At 68.4% G+C, this 14104-nt stretch carries 11 protein-coding genes and 1 tRNA gene; 7 read left to right on the forward strand and 5 right to left on the reverse strand.

Annotated elements, in window-relative coordinates; all coding sequences use genetic code 11:
• Positions 1-7 precede the first annotated feature (7 nt).
• Positions 8-535, reverse strand: a complete 528-nt coding sequence (locus B2G71_RS15085; protein ID WP_098107253.1) for a hypothetical protein — start codon at positions 533-535, stop codon at positions 8-10.
• Positions 536-728: 193 nt separating this feature from the next.
• On the opposite strand from B2G71_RS15085, the gene creD reads away from it, so the two are divergent.
• Entirely contained in the window at positions 729-2138 is a 1410-nt protein-coding gene (creD, locus tag B2G71_RS15090; RefSeq protein ID WP_098107255.1) for a cell envelope integrity protein CreD, read from the forward strand.
• A gap of 52 nt (positions 2139-2190) precedes the next feature.
• On the opposite strand, the gene B2G71_RS15095 is transcribed toward creD, so the two are convergent.
• The 4 genes from B2G71_RS15095 to B2G71_RS15110 all read right to left on the reverse strand — a co-directional run bounded on the left by B2G71_RS15095 (position 2191) and on the right by B2G71_RS15110 (position 5581).
• The gene (locus tag B2G71_RS15095; protein ID WP_098107257.1) at positions 2191-3339 is read right to left on the reverse strand and encodes an alpha-hydroxy acid oxidase; all 1149 of its coding nucleotides are present in this window, start codon (positions 3337-3339) and stop codon (positions 2191-2193) included.
• A 77-nt stretch (positions 3340-3416) separates the two neighbouring features.
• Positions 3417-3493 (reverse strand) — tRNA-Pro (locus B2G71_RS15100).
• A 141-nt stretch (positions 3494-3634) separates the two neighbouring features.
• Complete coding sequence (locus tag B2G71_RS15105) at positions 3635-5239, reverse strand: methyl-accepting chemotaxis protein (RefSeq protein ID WP_098107259.1); 1605 nt, start codon at positions 5237-5239, stop codon at positions 3635-3637.
• Positions 5240-5242: 3 nt separating this feature from the next.
• Positions 5243-5581, reverse strand: coding sequence for a hypothetical protein (locus B2G71_RS15110; RefSeq protein ID WP_141521584.1), 339 nt, complete (start codon positions 5579-5581; stop codon positions 5243-5245).
• Positions 5582-5704: 123 nt separating this feature from the next.
• On the opposite strand from B2G71_RS15110, the gene thyA reads away from it, so the two are divergent.
• The 6 genes from thyA (at position 5705) to B2G71_RS15140 (ending at position 14089) form a co-directional block, all read left to right on the forward strand.
• Positions 5705-6664, forward strand: a complete 960-nt coding sequence (thyA, locus tag B2G71_RS15115; protein WP_098107262.1) for a thymidylate synthase — start codon at positions 5705-5707, stop codon at positions 6662-6664.
• A 116-nt stretch (positions 6665-6780) separates the two neighbouring features.
• Complete coding sequence (locus tag B2G71_RS15120) at positions 6781-8088, forward strand: 3-methyl-2-oxobutanoate dehydrogenase (2-methylpropanoyl-transferring) subunit alpha (protein WP_098107263.1); 1308 nt, start codon at positions 6781-6783, stop codon at positions 8086-8088.
• A 31-nt stretch (positions 8089-8119) separates the two neighbouring features.
• A complete protein-coding gene (locus B2G71_RS15125; protein WP_098107265.1) occupies positions 8120-9175 on the forward strand; it encodes an alpha-ketoacid dehydrogenase subunit beta in 1056 nt (351 codons plus the stop codon).
• A 4-nt stretch (positions 9176-9179) separates the two neighbouring features.
• On the forward strand, positions 9180-10586 hold the full coding sequence (locus B2G71_RS15130; protein ID WP_098107267.1) for a dihydrolipoamide acetyltransferase family protein: 1407 nt from the start codon (positions 9180-9182) through the stop codon (positions 10584-10586).
• Positions 10587-10724: 138 nt separating this feature from the next.
• Positions 10725-12935 (forward strand): catalase/peroxidase HPI, encoded by a 2211-nt coding sequence (katG, locus tag B2G71_RS15135; RefSeq protein ID WP_098107392.1) that lies wholly within the window; start codon positions 10725-10727, stop codon positions 12933-12935.
• Positions 12936-13132: 197 nt separating this feature from the next.
• Entirely contained in the window at positions 13133-14089 is a 957-nt protein-coding gene (locus tag B2G71_RS15140; RefSeq protein ID WP_098107394.1) for an isoaspartyl peptidase/L-asparaginase, read from the forward strand.
• Positions 14090-14104 lie beyond the last annotated feature (15 nt).

Below are 14104 nucleotides of genomic sequence, written 5' to 3' on the forward strand. Positions count from 1 at the left end.
GCGCAGCCTAGGGGCCGCAGTCCCAGGTGCCCGCAATGGGCTCGGGCTCCGCTTCGCCCTTGGTGAAGCGGAGCGTCGCATTGCGCGACACGCGCTCGCTGCGGTCGGGCAGCGGCTCGCCGGTGGTCTCGACCCAGATCGTCGCTTCGTCGCCCGCCAGCGAGACCCGCTTCTCCAGCGCATTGTAGCCACCGCGCCCGAGCCCGGCGAGCACGATCGCGCCGTCCTTCTCGCGCGCCAGTGCCATCGGGCGGGAGTCGGATCGTACGTCGGCCCGCGCGATCAGCAGCATGTGGCCCTTGGTGTTGACGAAGGCGCAGGCGAGCTCTCCTTCGAGCTCGGCGGCCGCGACGTCCGAACTGCGGATCGGCAGCAAGTATTCGGCGCGTTCAAACGTGCTCTCGGCGTCCTCCGACGCGGTCGCGCGCGCTTCCGGCGTCCGGGTCGGCGATGGCGGCGCACCCGGCCGGTCCGAGCAGGAGAGCGCCGCAAGGCAGGCGAGGGGGAGCAGGGCTGGTGTCAGGTTTCGCATCATGATGGTGTCGCCAACGCACGTGTCGTCCGGGCCGTTCCCGGTCGCGGCGCGAGGTGCCCGGCGTCTTTGAGGGTCGAACTCGGCTTCTTGGAAGATCGTTCAGCCCAGCGCAAGGCCGGGTCTGGAATGTCGGCGAACCGTTCTTTGAGAGCGACGAACCGTGCGCCGTGCATACTTCGAGTAGGAGGGAACCATGACTGACGACGTGCCCCGCCGGGAGCGATCCCCGGGAATAAAACTGCTGTTCGCCGGCCTCGTCGGGCTGGCGCTGATGATCCCGCTGATGCTGGTCTACGCGCTCGTCTATGACCGGCAGGACCAGTCGAACACCGCGCAAGCCGCGATCAACGCGGGTTGGGGCGGCGAGCAGGTGGTGGCGGGACCGGTGCTCGTCGTTCCCTATCGCACCACCGAGATCCAGACCGAGACCGTCGAGGGCAGGCAGGTGTCGAAGGCTGTCGACGTCGAACGCGAACTCTACGTCTCGCCCCTCTCAAACCGCGCCGAGGCCCGGATCGTGCCGCAGGAGCGGCGCAAGTCGATCTATCGCTCGGTGCTGTTCGAGGCCCGGCTCAAGGGCAAGGCGCGCTTCGGCCTTCCAGCCGACCTGCCGCGCTTCGGCGTGCGGCCCGAGCAACTCATCTGGGACCGCGCCGAGCTTCGCATCGGTGCATCGGACGCGCGCGGCCTGATGCACGGCGGCGCGATCACCGCCGGCGGCAGGCCACTCGCGGTCGAGCCCGGCAATGGACCCGCCGCGACCGGGGGGCAGGGCTTCTTCGCCTTCGTGCCGTGGGACGGCGAAGGCACGCTCGAGGTGGGCTACGAGTTCGGCCTGCGCGGCAGCCGCTCGCTCAGCCTCGTGCCGCGCGGCGGCCGCACCGAGTGGAAGGTCGCCTCCTCGTGGCCGAGCCCGAGCTTTTCCGGCGCCTTTCTGCCCGACGCGCGCGAGATCTCCGACGGGGGTTTCAGCGCCAGCTACGTCGTCGACAAGCTCGCGCTGGGACAGCCGCCGGTCGCCACGCGCGATCTCGGTCCCCCCGTAGTCAACGCGGGAACGGCCGCGTCATACCGCCCCGTGATCGCGCCCGACGGCGCGGCTTCGGGCAGCGCGCTCGCGGTCAGCGTCGGACTGGTCGAGCCGGTCGACCTCTATTCGAAGGTCGATCGCTCGGTGAAATACGGCTTCCTGTTCATCGGCTTCACGTTCGTGACTTTCCTGCTGTTCGACGTGATCGGCGGCGCGCGCGTCGCGCCGGCCGAGTATCTGCTGACCGGCGCCGGACTGGTGCTGTTCTTCGTGCTGCTGCTCGCCTTTGCCGAGGTGATCGGCTTCACCGGCGCCTATCTCGTCGCGAGCGCCGCGATCGTCGGGCTGCTGACGGCGTACAGCGCGGCGGTGCTCGGCGGATGGCGGCGTGCGGGTTTCGTCGGCGCCTTGCTCGCGGGCCTCTACGCGACGCTGTTCGTGCTGCTCAACCTCGAGGCGCTGAGCCTGCTGATCGGCGCGGTGCTGCTGTTCCTGGCGCTGGCGGGGATCATGTACGTGACCCGCAACGTCGAGTGGAACCGGGTCGGGCGGCGCGAGGAGGCGGACGGCTGAGGCGGACGCAGGCGGCTCCCGCCCCGGCGGGGGCCGCCTTGCCCGAGCCCCGTCAGCGCCAGCGCAGGCGCTCGCGGTTCAATTGTGCGACGCTGGTGACGCCCATGAGCTGCATGCCGCGCTCGATCTCGTCCTTGAGAATGCCGATCGCCCGCTCGACGCCCGCCTGGCCCGCAGCGGCGAGGGCATAGAGGTAGAGCCGGCCGCCGCTCGCGCAGTCGGCCCCTGCGCACAGCGCCTTGAGCACATGGGTGCCGCGCCGCACGCCACCGTCGCAGATCACCTCGATCCGTCCGTCGGCCGCGTCGACGATTTCGCGGAGCTGGTCGAAGGGCGCCCGGCTGCCGTCGAGCTGGCGACCGCCGTGGTTCGAGACCATGATCGCGTCCGCGCCGATCTCGATCGCGCGGCGTGCATCCGCCGCGCTCATCACGCCCTTGAGCACGAACGTGCCGCCCCATTCGTTGCGGATCTGCTCGGCGGTCCGCCAGGTCATCGAGCGGTCGAGCATGGTGTTGAAATAGCCCGCGATCGAGACCGCCTCGCCTGTCCCGGCGGAGACGTGCGTGTCGAGGTTGGGGAGCGCGAACTTCTCGCGCAGGAGGTAGTCGAGCGCCCAGCGCGGCTTGATCGCGTAGGATAGCGCTGACGAAGGCGTGAAGCGCGGCGGCGAGGTGAAACCGCTGCGCGCGCAGCGCTCGCGCTTGCCCGAAACGATCGTGTCGACGGTGAGCGCGATGGCATCGAACTTCGCGTCGCGGCAGCGGCGGATCATCGCCGCGTTGAGGCCCTTGTCCTTGTGGAGGTAAAGCTGGAACATCTTCGGGCTCGATATCAGCGCGCCGATCTCCTCGATCGAGACGGTGGCGAGGCTCGAGATGCCGCACCACAGGCCGAATTTCTCCGCCGCTTTCGCCACCGCGCGCTCGCCCTGCCAGTGGAACACGCGCTGCAGCGCGGTGGGCGAGAGAATCAGCGGCAGCGCCGACTTGCGGCCCAGGATCGTGACGGAGGTGTCGATCGTCTCGACGCCCGCGAGCACCTCGGGCACGAGATCGGCCTCCTCGAAGGCGGTGGTATTGCGGTCCTTGGTGATCTCGTCGTCGGCGGCGCCGTCGATGTAGTCGAACACCGGCCAGGGCAGCCGCTTGTTCGCAAGCCGCCGGAAATCGGCGATATTATGGCAATCCTTGAGCCGCATGCCCCCTGCCTAGGACGGAGCGGGCCCGGGAGCAATGCACGGCGGCGCGGCCGCGGGCGAGGCAGGAAAAAGTGAAGTGGTCGGGGAGAGAGGATTCGAACCTCCGGCCCCTGCCTCCCGAAGACAGTGCTCTACCAGGCTGAGCTACTCCCCGACCGGACTCGCCGTCCCAAGGGACTGGCGCGAGGCAGAGGCGCGCCTATAGAGAGCCCCGGGGCGGGTGGCAAGCGGCCAATCGCCGCCCGTGTGGCTTTTCTTCGCCGAGCCCCGCACGGCGGGGTCCGGCGCGCCGGATTCAGGCGGCGCGCCGGCCGGAAAGGGCGGCGAGATCGAGGTCGGGGCCCGACTCGCGCTGGAAGCGGCTGATCGCTTCGACCATGCTTTGCGCTTCCTGCGAGAGACTGCGCAGCGCGGCCGTGCTCTGTTCGACCATGGCGGCGTTCTGCTGGGTTGAGGTCTCGACTTCCGCGATGGTCGAATTGACCTGCCGCAGGTCTTCCGACTGCCGCTTCGAGATGTCGGCGATTTGCTCGACCGATTCGCCGACAACGGTTACCTGATCGACGATCGCGTGGAGCATCTTGCCGGTTTCCCCGACGAGTTCGACGCCTTCATTGACTTGGTCCACCGAGGTTTCGATGAGGGCCTTGATATCCTTGGCGGCTTCTGCCGAGCGCTGTGCCAGCGCGCGCACTTCGGTCGCGACGACGGCGAATCCCTTGCCCGAGTCGCCCGCCCGCGCGGCCTCGACGCCCGCATTGAGCGCGAGCAGATTGGTCTGGATGGCGATGCCGTTGATGATCGCGACGATCTTGCTGATCTCGCTGGCGGAACGCTGGATCAGTTCCATGGCCGCGATCGCGCGCTGGACGACTTCGCCGCCCTCGACCGCGCCCTTCTGTGCCTTGCCGATCGAATCGTTGAGCGCGATCGCGTTCTGCGCCGTCTCGCCGACGACTTCGGTCACCTGATTGAGCGAAGCGGCGGTCTGCTCGAGCGAGGCGGCCTGGCGCTCGGTGCGCGAGGCGAGGTCGTCTGATGCGGTGCGGATCTCCGCCGTGCTCAGGCTGATCTCGCGCGCGGCGCGAGTCACGCCGTCGATGGCGCCGCTGAGCGCGCGCGCCGACCCGTTGAAGTGCTTGCGCAGGGTCTCGTAACTTTCCGGGAAGGGGATTGCGATCTGGTAGGCGAGGTTGCCGGCGGAGAGTTCTTCGAGGCCGTCAGCGAGCGCGTGGATGACGCTGTGCTGCTCGGCCTCGCGCGCTTCGCGCTCGGCTGCCCGCTCGGCTTCGATCCGTTCGCGCTCGGACTCGGCATCGGCGGCAAGACGCTCGCGTTCAGCCGCCGCCTCGTTGCGCAGCCGATCGCTTTCCTCGCGGTCGCGGTCCTGCTGCAGGAACAGCGCCTCGAGCCGGATCGCAAGGTAGCTCAGGCCCGCGCACTCGAAGACGACCACGACCGCGTGGAACAGCACGCGCCCGAAGTCCGAGCCGTCCGGAAAGACATAGGCGGGATAGACGAAGTTCAGCGTCAGGTGATGGACCGCGACGACGATCGTGGCGGCCACGATCGGGCGCCAGTCGGCCAGCATCGCCAGCAGCGCGATGAGAGTGAAGAAGACCATGTGGATGTCGACCATCCACGTGTGGCCGCTGTATTCCATCAGGCCGAGCGCGGGGAACACGGGAATGGTGATGCCCATGACGATGCGGGCGGGAACATCGCTGCGCTTTTGCCAGACGAGCAGTACCGGACCGACGCATAGCATGGCCGAGACGAAGAGGGAGAACCAGCCCGCTTGCCCCCTGAGCGCGCTGATCACCATCAGGAAGGCGTAGGCGAGGCAGATCCCGGTCAGGATCTTCATGCCGTGCGCGCGCAGCTTTTCGAGTTGTTCCATCGTCTACGAACCTTGGTTTTTGGCGAGTTGGGCGCATCCCACGGCGGCGGCGGGAAGCACGATCATGCCGTCGCGCAGCGCCTGCCAGGCGATGGCGATCGACGGGATTTGGATGACGACGCTGCCGCCGGCCTGGCCGCGCTGGAGGATCTGGGCGCCATGGCCGACCGCCCAGGCACCGACCGAGGCTTCGGCGCGGCTCCAGAGCGGAACCAGCACTCCGGCCTGGTCCGCCCTCGGCAGAAACAGCGACAGGCAAAGCGCAATCGCGGCGAGCGCGGCCTGAGCCCAGAGAATCGCGTGTCCCACCTTTGGCCTTGTCGTCGTTACGGGGTCGAGCATGTTCGGCCCATCGCACGCGCGGCTCTAAGGAAGGTTATGCCGCTCGCTAGGGGCATGCGCTTAAGGAGGTGGCGACGGCCGGGAGCCTTGGCAGCCGATCCGCTCGCGGCTAGCTTTCCGTCCATGCAGAATGCTTCGACGATCGACCGCCGCTCCGTGCGCGCGCACTGGGAATGGCAATATCTCGAACTCATGCGCCGCATCTGGGAAGAGGGCGACGAACGCATCGACCGGACCGGCATCGGCACCCGCGCGGTCTTCGGCGCGACGATCCGTTTCGACTTGTCGGGCGGGGCGATGCCGCTGCTCACCACCAAGCGGGTCTACTGGAAGACGGCGACGCGCGAACTGCTGTGGTTCCTGACCGGCGAGACCAACATCCGCCCGCTTTGCGCGCAAGGCGTGGAAATCTGGACCGACTGGCCGCTCGACCGCTATCGCCGCGAGACGGGCGACGACATCGCGCGCGCCGAGTTCTCGCGCCGTATCGTCGAGGATGCGGGCTTCGCCGAGCGCTGGGGCGATCTCGGTCCGGTCTACGGCAAGCAGTGGGTCGACTGGCCGGTTTACGAAGCGGCGGGCGAGGGGCTCTACCGCCGGCGCGAGAAGGGCATCGACCAGGTCTCGCAAGTGGTCGGGAGCCTGCGCACCAATCCGGGCAGCCGCCGCCATATCATCGAGGGCTGGAACGTCGCCGAGCTCGATGCGATGGCGCTGCCGCCCTGTCACAAGACCTACCAGTTCCACGTCGCCGACGGGCGCCTTTCCGGCCTGCTCTACCAGCGGAGCTGCGATCTCGGCCTCGGTTTCGCGTTCAACATGTGGTCGCTCGCGCTGCTCACGCGCATGCTGGCGCAGCAATGCGATCTGGAGCCCGGCGAAGTCGTCTGGATGGGCGGCGACGTCCATCTCTACAGCAATCACGCGCCGCTGGTCGAAGCGCAGCTCGCGCGGGAACCTGAGGGCGAGGCGCGGCTTTCTATCCTGAGAAGGCCCGCGAGCATGTTCGACTATGCGATCACCGACTTCGATGTCTCGGGCTATGCTCCGCAGGCCCATATTCCGGCTCCGGTGGCGGTCTGAGCGGCGCGCGCGCGGGCTGATTGACAACACCGAGATGCGCAATAATATAACGATGTATTGGAATTTTGCTTCTCAACGGGAGTCGGTTGGCGAAGCGTAACCGGGAGAGCGCTACGATGGCGGTAAACAAGCCTGGCGCAGGCAAGCCGCGGGGCAATCTCCCGCCGCTCGAACTCTACGTGCCCGAGCCGCAGTTCCGGCCCGGCGACACGGTCGACTATTCCGGACTCGTGATCCCCGAGGCGGGCCGGCAGCCGCGCCCCGACGAGGCTTGCGCCGCGTCCGAGACGCGCCCGCTGTGCGACGACATGATCCGCGTGCTCGACGCCGAGGGCCGCGCGGTCGGACCCTGGGACCCCGCGCTCGATCCCGAGACGCTGCGGCGCATGCTGCGGGCGATGGCGCTCACCCGTGCCTTCGACGACCGGATGTATCGCGGCCAGCGCCAGGGCAAGACTAGCTTCTACATGAAATGCACCGGCGAGGAGGCGACCTCGGTCGCCAGCGCCTTCGCGCTCGCCGACGACGACATGGTCTTTCCCAGCTATCGCCAGCAGGGCATCCTGATTACGCGCGGCTTTCCGCTGGTCGAGATGGTCAACCAGATCTATTCGAACCGCGCCGACCGGCTCAAGGGCCGGCAGTTGCCGATCATGTATTCGGCGCGCGACTACGGCTTCTTCTCGATCTCGGGCAATCTCGCGACGCAGTATCCGCAGGCGGTGGGCTGGGCGATGGCGAGCGCGATCAAGGGCGATACCCGGATCGCGACGAGCTTCATCGGCGAGGGGTCGAGCGCGGAAGGCGACTTTCACGCGGCGATGACTTTCGCGGCGGTCTACAACGCGCCGGTCGTGCTCAACGTGGTCAACAACCAGTGGGCGATCTCCAGCTTCTCGGGCTTCGCCGGGGGTGAGCGGGCGACGTTCGCGGCGCGGGCGATCGGCTACGGCATCGCCGGCCTGCGTGTCGACGGCAACGATGCGCTGGCGGTCTACGCGGCGATGCAGTGGGCGGCGAACCGCGCCCGCGCCAATGCCGGACCCACGCTCATCGAGCATTTCACCTACCGCGCCGAGGGCCATTCGACCTCGGATGATCCCAGCGCCTACCGCTCGGCGCAGGAGCGCGAGGAATGGCCGCTGGGCGATCCGATCATGCGGCTCAAGCAGCATCTCGTCGCGCTCGGCGAGTGGGACGACGAGCGCCACGCGGCGATGGACCTCGAACTGGCCGAGGAAGTGAAGAAGGCGACCAAGGAGGCCGAGAAGAACGGCATTCTCGGCCATGGCCTGCACCATCCCTTCCACACCATGTTCGAGGACGTCTTCGAGGAACTGCCCTGGCATCTCGAGGAGCAGGCCGAGCAGGCGATTCACGAGCGCCGCATCAAGTGGCCGAGTTGGAAGGAGTTCTCGAAGTGAGCGCGTCGCATGACTGCAGGGGGAACGGCCGATGAGCAGCGAGGAAGCCGCCCTTTCGCTCGCCACCGCGAGCGCGCGACCGCTCAACATGATCGAGGCGATCAACGACGCGCTCGACCTGATGATGTCGCGCGATCCCGACGTCGTCGTCCTCGGCGAGGACGTGGGCTATTTCGGCGGCGTGTTCCGCGCGACCGCCAACCTGCAGAGGAAGTACGGCAAGAACCGCGTGTTCGACACGCCGATCAACGAGTGCGGCATCATCGGCGCGGCGGTCGGCATGGCCGCCTACGGCCTGCGCCCGGTACCCGAGATCCAGTTCGCCGACTACATCTATCCCGGGCTCGACCAGCTCATTTCCGAGGCGGCGCGGATGCGCTACCGCTCGGCGGGCGAGTTCACCGCGCCGGTCACCGTGCGCTCGCCCTTCGGCGGCGGCATCTTCGGCGGCCAGACGCACAGCCAGAGCCCCGAAGCGCTGTTCACCCATGTCGCCGGGCTCAAGACGGTGATCCCCTCGACCCCGCACGACGCCAAGGGCCTGCTGATCGCGGCGATCGAGGATGATGATCCGGTGATCTTCTTCGAGCCCAAGCGCATCTACAACGGCCCGTTCGACGGCGATTACGACAGCCCCTCGAAAACCTGGAAGAGCCATCCCGGCGGCAAGGTGCCCGAGGGCTACTACCGCATCCCTCTTGGCAAGGCGCGCACCGTGCGCGAGGGCTCGGCGATGACGGTGCTGGTCTACGGCACGATGGTCCATGTCGCCGAGGCGGTGCTCGCGGCCAAGGGCGTCGATGCCGAGATCATCGACTTGCGCACGCTGGTCCCGCTCGACATCGAGGCTGTCGAAAAGTCGGTGGAGAAGACCGGCAAATGCCTGGTGATACACGAGGCGACGCGCACCTCGGGCTTCGGCGCCGAACTCGTCGCGCTGGTGCAGGAGCGCTGCTTCTATCACCTCGAGGCCCCGGTCGAGCGCGTCACCGGCTTCGACACGCCTTATCCGCACAGCCTCGAGTGGGCCTATTTTCCCGGACCCGTCCGCATCGGCGAGGCGGTCGACCGGCTGATGAAAGAGTAGTCCGATGGCACGTTATACGTTCCGCCTTCCCGATATCGGCGAAGGCATCGCCGAGGCCGAGATCGTCGCCTGGCACGTCAAGGTCGGCGACATGGTCGAGGAAGATGGCCGGCTTGCCGACATGATGACCGACAAGGCGACGGTCGAGATGGAAAGCCCGGTCTCGGGCAAGGTGCTTGAGGTCGCGGGCGGCGAGGGCGATGTGGTCGCGATCGGCTCGCCGCTCGTTGTGATCGAGGTCGAGGGCGAAATCGAGGACGACGACGCCGCGCCCGCGCCCACCGATGAGACGGTCGAGGAACGGATCGAGGCCGAAACGCCCGAGGCCGAGGACGTTGACCGCGCGGTGGCGGCCGATGCGTCCGGCCCCTCGACAAGCTCAGGGCAAGCGGACGGGGGCGGGCAGGCCGCATCCGCTCCCGCATCCGAACCCACCCCCGCTCGGGCGGAGCCTGTCGAAACCCCCGCGCAGAAACCTTCTCCCGCCCCTCAAGCCACCGGCAGCGCCGCGCCCCAGCCGCGCGCGGCGGCGGGCGCGGCCAAGGTCATGGCGAGCCCCGCGGTGCGCAAGCGCGCGCGCGATCTCGGTATCGATCTCGGCGAGGTCCGTCCCGCCGAGGACGGCCGCGTGCGCCATGGCGATCTCGATGCCTTTCTCGCCTACAATGCCGGCGGCGGCTTTCAGCCCGCCGGGCTCAAGGGCACCGACGAGCAGGTCCGCGTGATCGGCCTGAGGCGCCGCATCGCCGAGAACATGGCGGCTTCCAAGCGGAACATCCCGCATTTCGCCTACGTCGAGGAATACGACGTCACCGCGCTCGAAGAGGCGCGCGCGCAATTGAACGCCCATCGCGGCGAGCGGCCCAAGCTCACCATGCTGCCGCTGCTGATCACCGCGATCTGCCGGCTGATTCCCAAGTACCCGATGCTCAACGCGCACTACGACGACGAGGCGGGCGTGGTGACGCGCTACGGCGCGGTGCACCTCGGCATGGCGGCGCAGACCGCGTCGGGGCTGATGGTCCCGGTGATCCGCGACGCGCAGGACCGCAACTTGTGGCAGCTCGCCGCCGAGATCGCGCGGCTCGCGCAGGCGGCGCGCGAGGGCACCGCGAAATCGTCCGAGCTGTCCGGTTCGACGATCACCGTCACCTCGCTCGGGCCGATGGGCGGCGTGGCGACGACGCCGGTGATCAACCGCCCCGAAGTGGCGATCATCGGCCCCAACCGGATCGTCGAGCGCCCGATGTTCGTCAGGGATGCGAGCGGCGCCGAGCGTATCGAGAAGCGCAAGACCATGAACATCTCGATGAGCTGCGACCATCGCGTCGTCGACGGCTGGGACGCGGCCAGCTTCGCGCAGGACCTCAAGGCGCTGATCGAGGCGCCCGCCACGCTGCTCGCCGGCTGAGCCGCCGCCGGAGCCGACGGAGGGGACGCGCCTTCAATCGGTCCAGCCAATTACTCTGAGCGGCTTAGTCGGCTTTGGCGATTATTTGCCATGCCATAGAATTGGTCCATCATCCTCGCAATCAACGGGAGACACATGATGGATGCCAAGACTTCTGATCCGCTGGGCGGCGGCTGTCCTTTCCACGAGGGCGGCGCGGTCCGCTCTCTGCTCGGCCGCACCAACCGCGACTGGTGGCCCAACCAGCTCAGCCTCGAGATTCTCCAGCAAGGGGGCAAGAACCCCAATCCCTACGGCACCGGGTTCGACTATGCCGAAGCGTTCAAGTCGATCGACTACGACGCGCTCAAGGCCGACCTCACCGCGCTGATGACCGACAGCCAGCCCTGGTGGCCGGCGGACTACGGCCACTACGGTCCGTTCTTCATCCGCATGGCCTGGCACTCGGCGGGAACCTATCGCACCGGCGACGGGCGCGGCGGCGCCAACAGCGGCCAGCAGCGCTTCGCCCCGCTCAACTCCTGGCCGGACAACGCCAATCTCGACAAGGCGCGCCGCCTGCTCTGGCCAATCAAGCAAAAGTACGGCGCGAAGATCTCGTGGGCCGACCTGATGATCCTGGCGGGCAACGTCGCGATCGAATCGATGGGCGGGCCGGTGTTCGGCTTCGGCGGCGGCCGCGCCGACGTATTCGAGCCCGAGAAGGACGTCTATTGGGGCACCGAGGAAATGTGGGTCGGCGCGGGCGCGGAAACGCGCATCCAGCCCGAGCAGGAGATGGCGCTCGAAAACCCGCTCGCCGCGATCCAGATGGGCCTGATCTACGTCAATCCCGAAGGCCCCGGAGGCGATCCCGATCCGCTCGGCTCAGCGCGCGACATCCGTGAGACCTTCGCGCGCATGGGCATGAACGACGAGGAGACCGTCGCGCTCACCGCCGGCGGCCACACCTTCGGCAAGTGTCACGGCGCGGGCGATGCCGCGCTGGTCGGCGCCGAGCCCGAAGGCGCGGACATCGCCCAGCAGGGCCTGGGCTGGATGTCGGGCCACGAAAGCGGGATGGGCGATCACACCATCACCTCGGGTCTCGAAGGCGCCTGGACACCCGATCCGACCAAGTGGGACATGGGCTATTTCGGCATGCTGCTCGACCACGAGTACGAGCTGACCAAGAGCCCGGCGGGCGCGACCCAGTGGCACCCGGTCGGCGATCCCGACGATACGCTCGCGCCGGCGGCGCACACCGCGGGCAAGCGCGTGCCGACGATGATGACGACCGCCGACATGGCGATGAAGATGGACCCGGACTATCGCAAGATCTCCGAGCGGTTCCGCGCCAACCCGGACCAGTTCGCCGATGCCTTCGCGCGCGCCTGGTTCAAGCTTTGCCACCGCGACATGGGGCCCAAGGCGCGTTATCTCGGTCCCGAGGTGCCCGCCGAGGACCTGATCTGGCAGGACCCGCTGCCCGCGCCGGTCCACCCGCCGCTGTCCGATGCCGCCGTCGCGGCGCTCAAGGGCAAGATCGCCAGCTCCGGGCTCTCGGTCGCCGACATGGTGCGCACCGCCTGGGCCTCGGCCTCGACCTGGCGCGGCTCGGACCATCGCGGCGGCGCCAACGGGGCGCGTATCCGCCTCGCCCCGCAGAAGGACTGGGACGTCAACGAGCCTGAAAAGCTCGCCAAGGTCCTCGCGGTCTACGCGGGCATCGCCAGGGGCGCGGGCCACGTTTCGATCGCGGACCTCATCGTGCTGGGCGGCTGCGTCGGCATCGAGCAGGCGGCGCAGGCCGCCGGCCACAACGTGACCGTGCCGTTCACGCCGGGCCGCGTCGATGCCGGCGACGAGCACACCGATGCCGAAAGCTTCGCGGTGCTCGAACCCAAGGCGGACGGCTTCCGCAACTACCTGCCCACGCGCATGAGCGTGCCGACCGAGGAACTGCTGGTCGACCGCGCGCAGTTGCTCGGGCTCTCGGCACCCGAGATGACGGTGCTGGTCGGCGGCTTGCGCGTCCTCGGCGTCAACCACGGTGGCGCCAAGGAGGGCGTCTTCACCGACCGGCCCGGCAAGCTCACCAACGACTTCTTCGTCAACCTGCTCAACATGGGCACGGCGTGGAAGCAGGTGAGCGAGGAAAGCGACGAGGAGTTCGTCGGCACCTGCCGCAAGACCGGTGAGCAGAAGTGGCTGGCGACGCGCACAGATCTCGTGTTCGGCTCGAACTCGCAGCTTCGTGCGCTCAGCGAGGTCTATGCCTCGGCCGATGCCGGTGAGATGTTCGTGCGCGACTTCGTGGCAGCCTGGGTCAAGGTGATGAACGCCGACCGCTACGATCTCGCGGCCTGATCCGGTCGCGACGCGAGATGGGCGGCGGAGCGTTCGCGCTTCGCCGCCCTGCCTTTTTGGTGGGAAGCAGGCTCTCGCGCCTTGCCGCTCGCCCCGAGCGGCCTATGCTCCACGCGCTTGTCGATGGTCATGGAGCGCGGTGTGCGATGCGAGCTTCGGTGCGAAACGCATTTCTGGCGGGAGCGATCCTCGCCGCGATGACCGGGAAGGCCGAAGCGAGGCCGCAGTGGCTGATCCAGGTCCACGGCGGCGCGGGCGTGCTCGAACGCGAGAGCATGACGCCCGAGCGCGACGCCGAGACGCGGGCCGCGCTGCGCGAGGCGCTCGAGGCGGGCGGCGCGGTGCTGGATGATGGCGGCTCCGCGCTCGACGCGGTCGAGGCGGCCGTGCGGGTGCTCGAGGACGATCCCCATTTCAACGCGGGCAAGGGCGCGGTCTTCACCGCCGACGGGCGCAACGAGCTTGATGCCTCGATCATGGACGGCGCCACGCGGCAGGCGGGCGCGGTCGCGGGCGTCACCCGCACGCGCCATCCGGTCACGCTTGCGCGCGCCGTGCTCGAAAAGAGCCCGCACGTCCTGCTGATGGGTGAGGGCGCGGATCAGTTCTCCGCCGAGGCGGGCGTCGAGCAGGTCGATCCCTCTTACTTCCGGACCGAGGAGCGCTGGCGGCAGCTCGAAAAGATGCGCGCGCGCGAGGCGGCGGGCGAGCAGGCGGGCGTCTTCGACAAGGAGGTCAAGTACGGCACCGTCGGCGCGGTGGCGATGGACCGCGAGGGCCACCTCGCCGCCGCGACCTCGACTGGCGGGCTCACCGGCAAGAGCCACGGGCGCGTCGGCGATTCGCCGCTGATCGGCGCGGGCACCTACGCCGACGACCGCGCCTGCGCCGTCTCGGCCACCGGATCGGGCGAGTTCTACATCCGCGAGGGCGTCGCGCACGAGATCTGCGCGCGCGTGCGCTTCCTCGGCGAGGACGCGCAGGCCGCCGCCGACGCGGTGCAGGCCGAGACCAGGGCGCTCGGCGGCGACGGCGGCGTGATCGTGATCGACAAGGATGGCGGCGCGGCCTTCTCGTTCAACACGCCCGGCATGTATCGCGGCCGCCTCGTTGCCGGAGCAGAGGCGATGGTCGGCATCTACGGCGACGAATGACGCTGCGGTTCCTCG

Origin of the sequence: Novosphingobium sp. PC22D (assembly GCF_002556635.1) — a bacterium.
Classification (GTDB): Bacteria; Pseudomonadota; Alphaproteobacteria; order Sphingomonadales; family Sphingomonadaceae; genus Novosphingobium.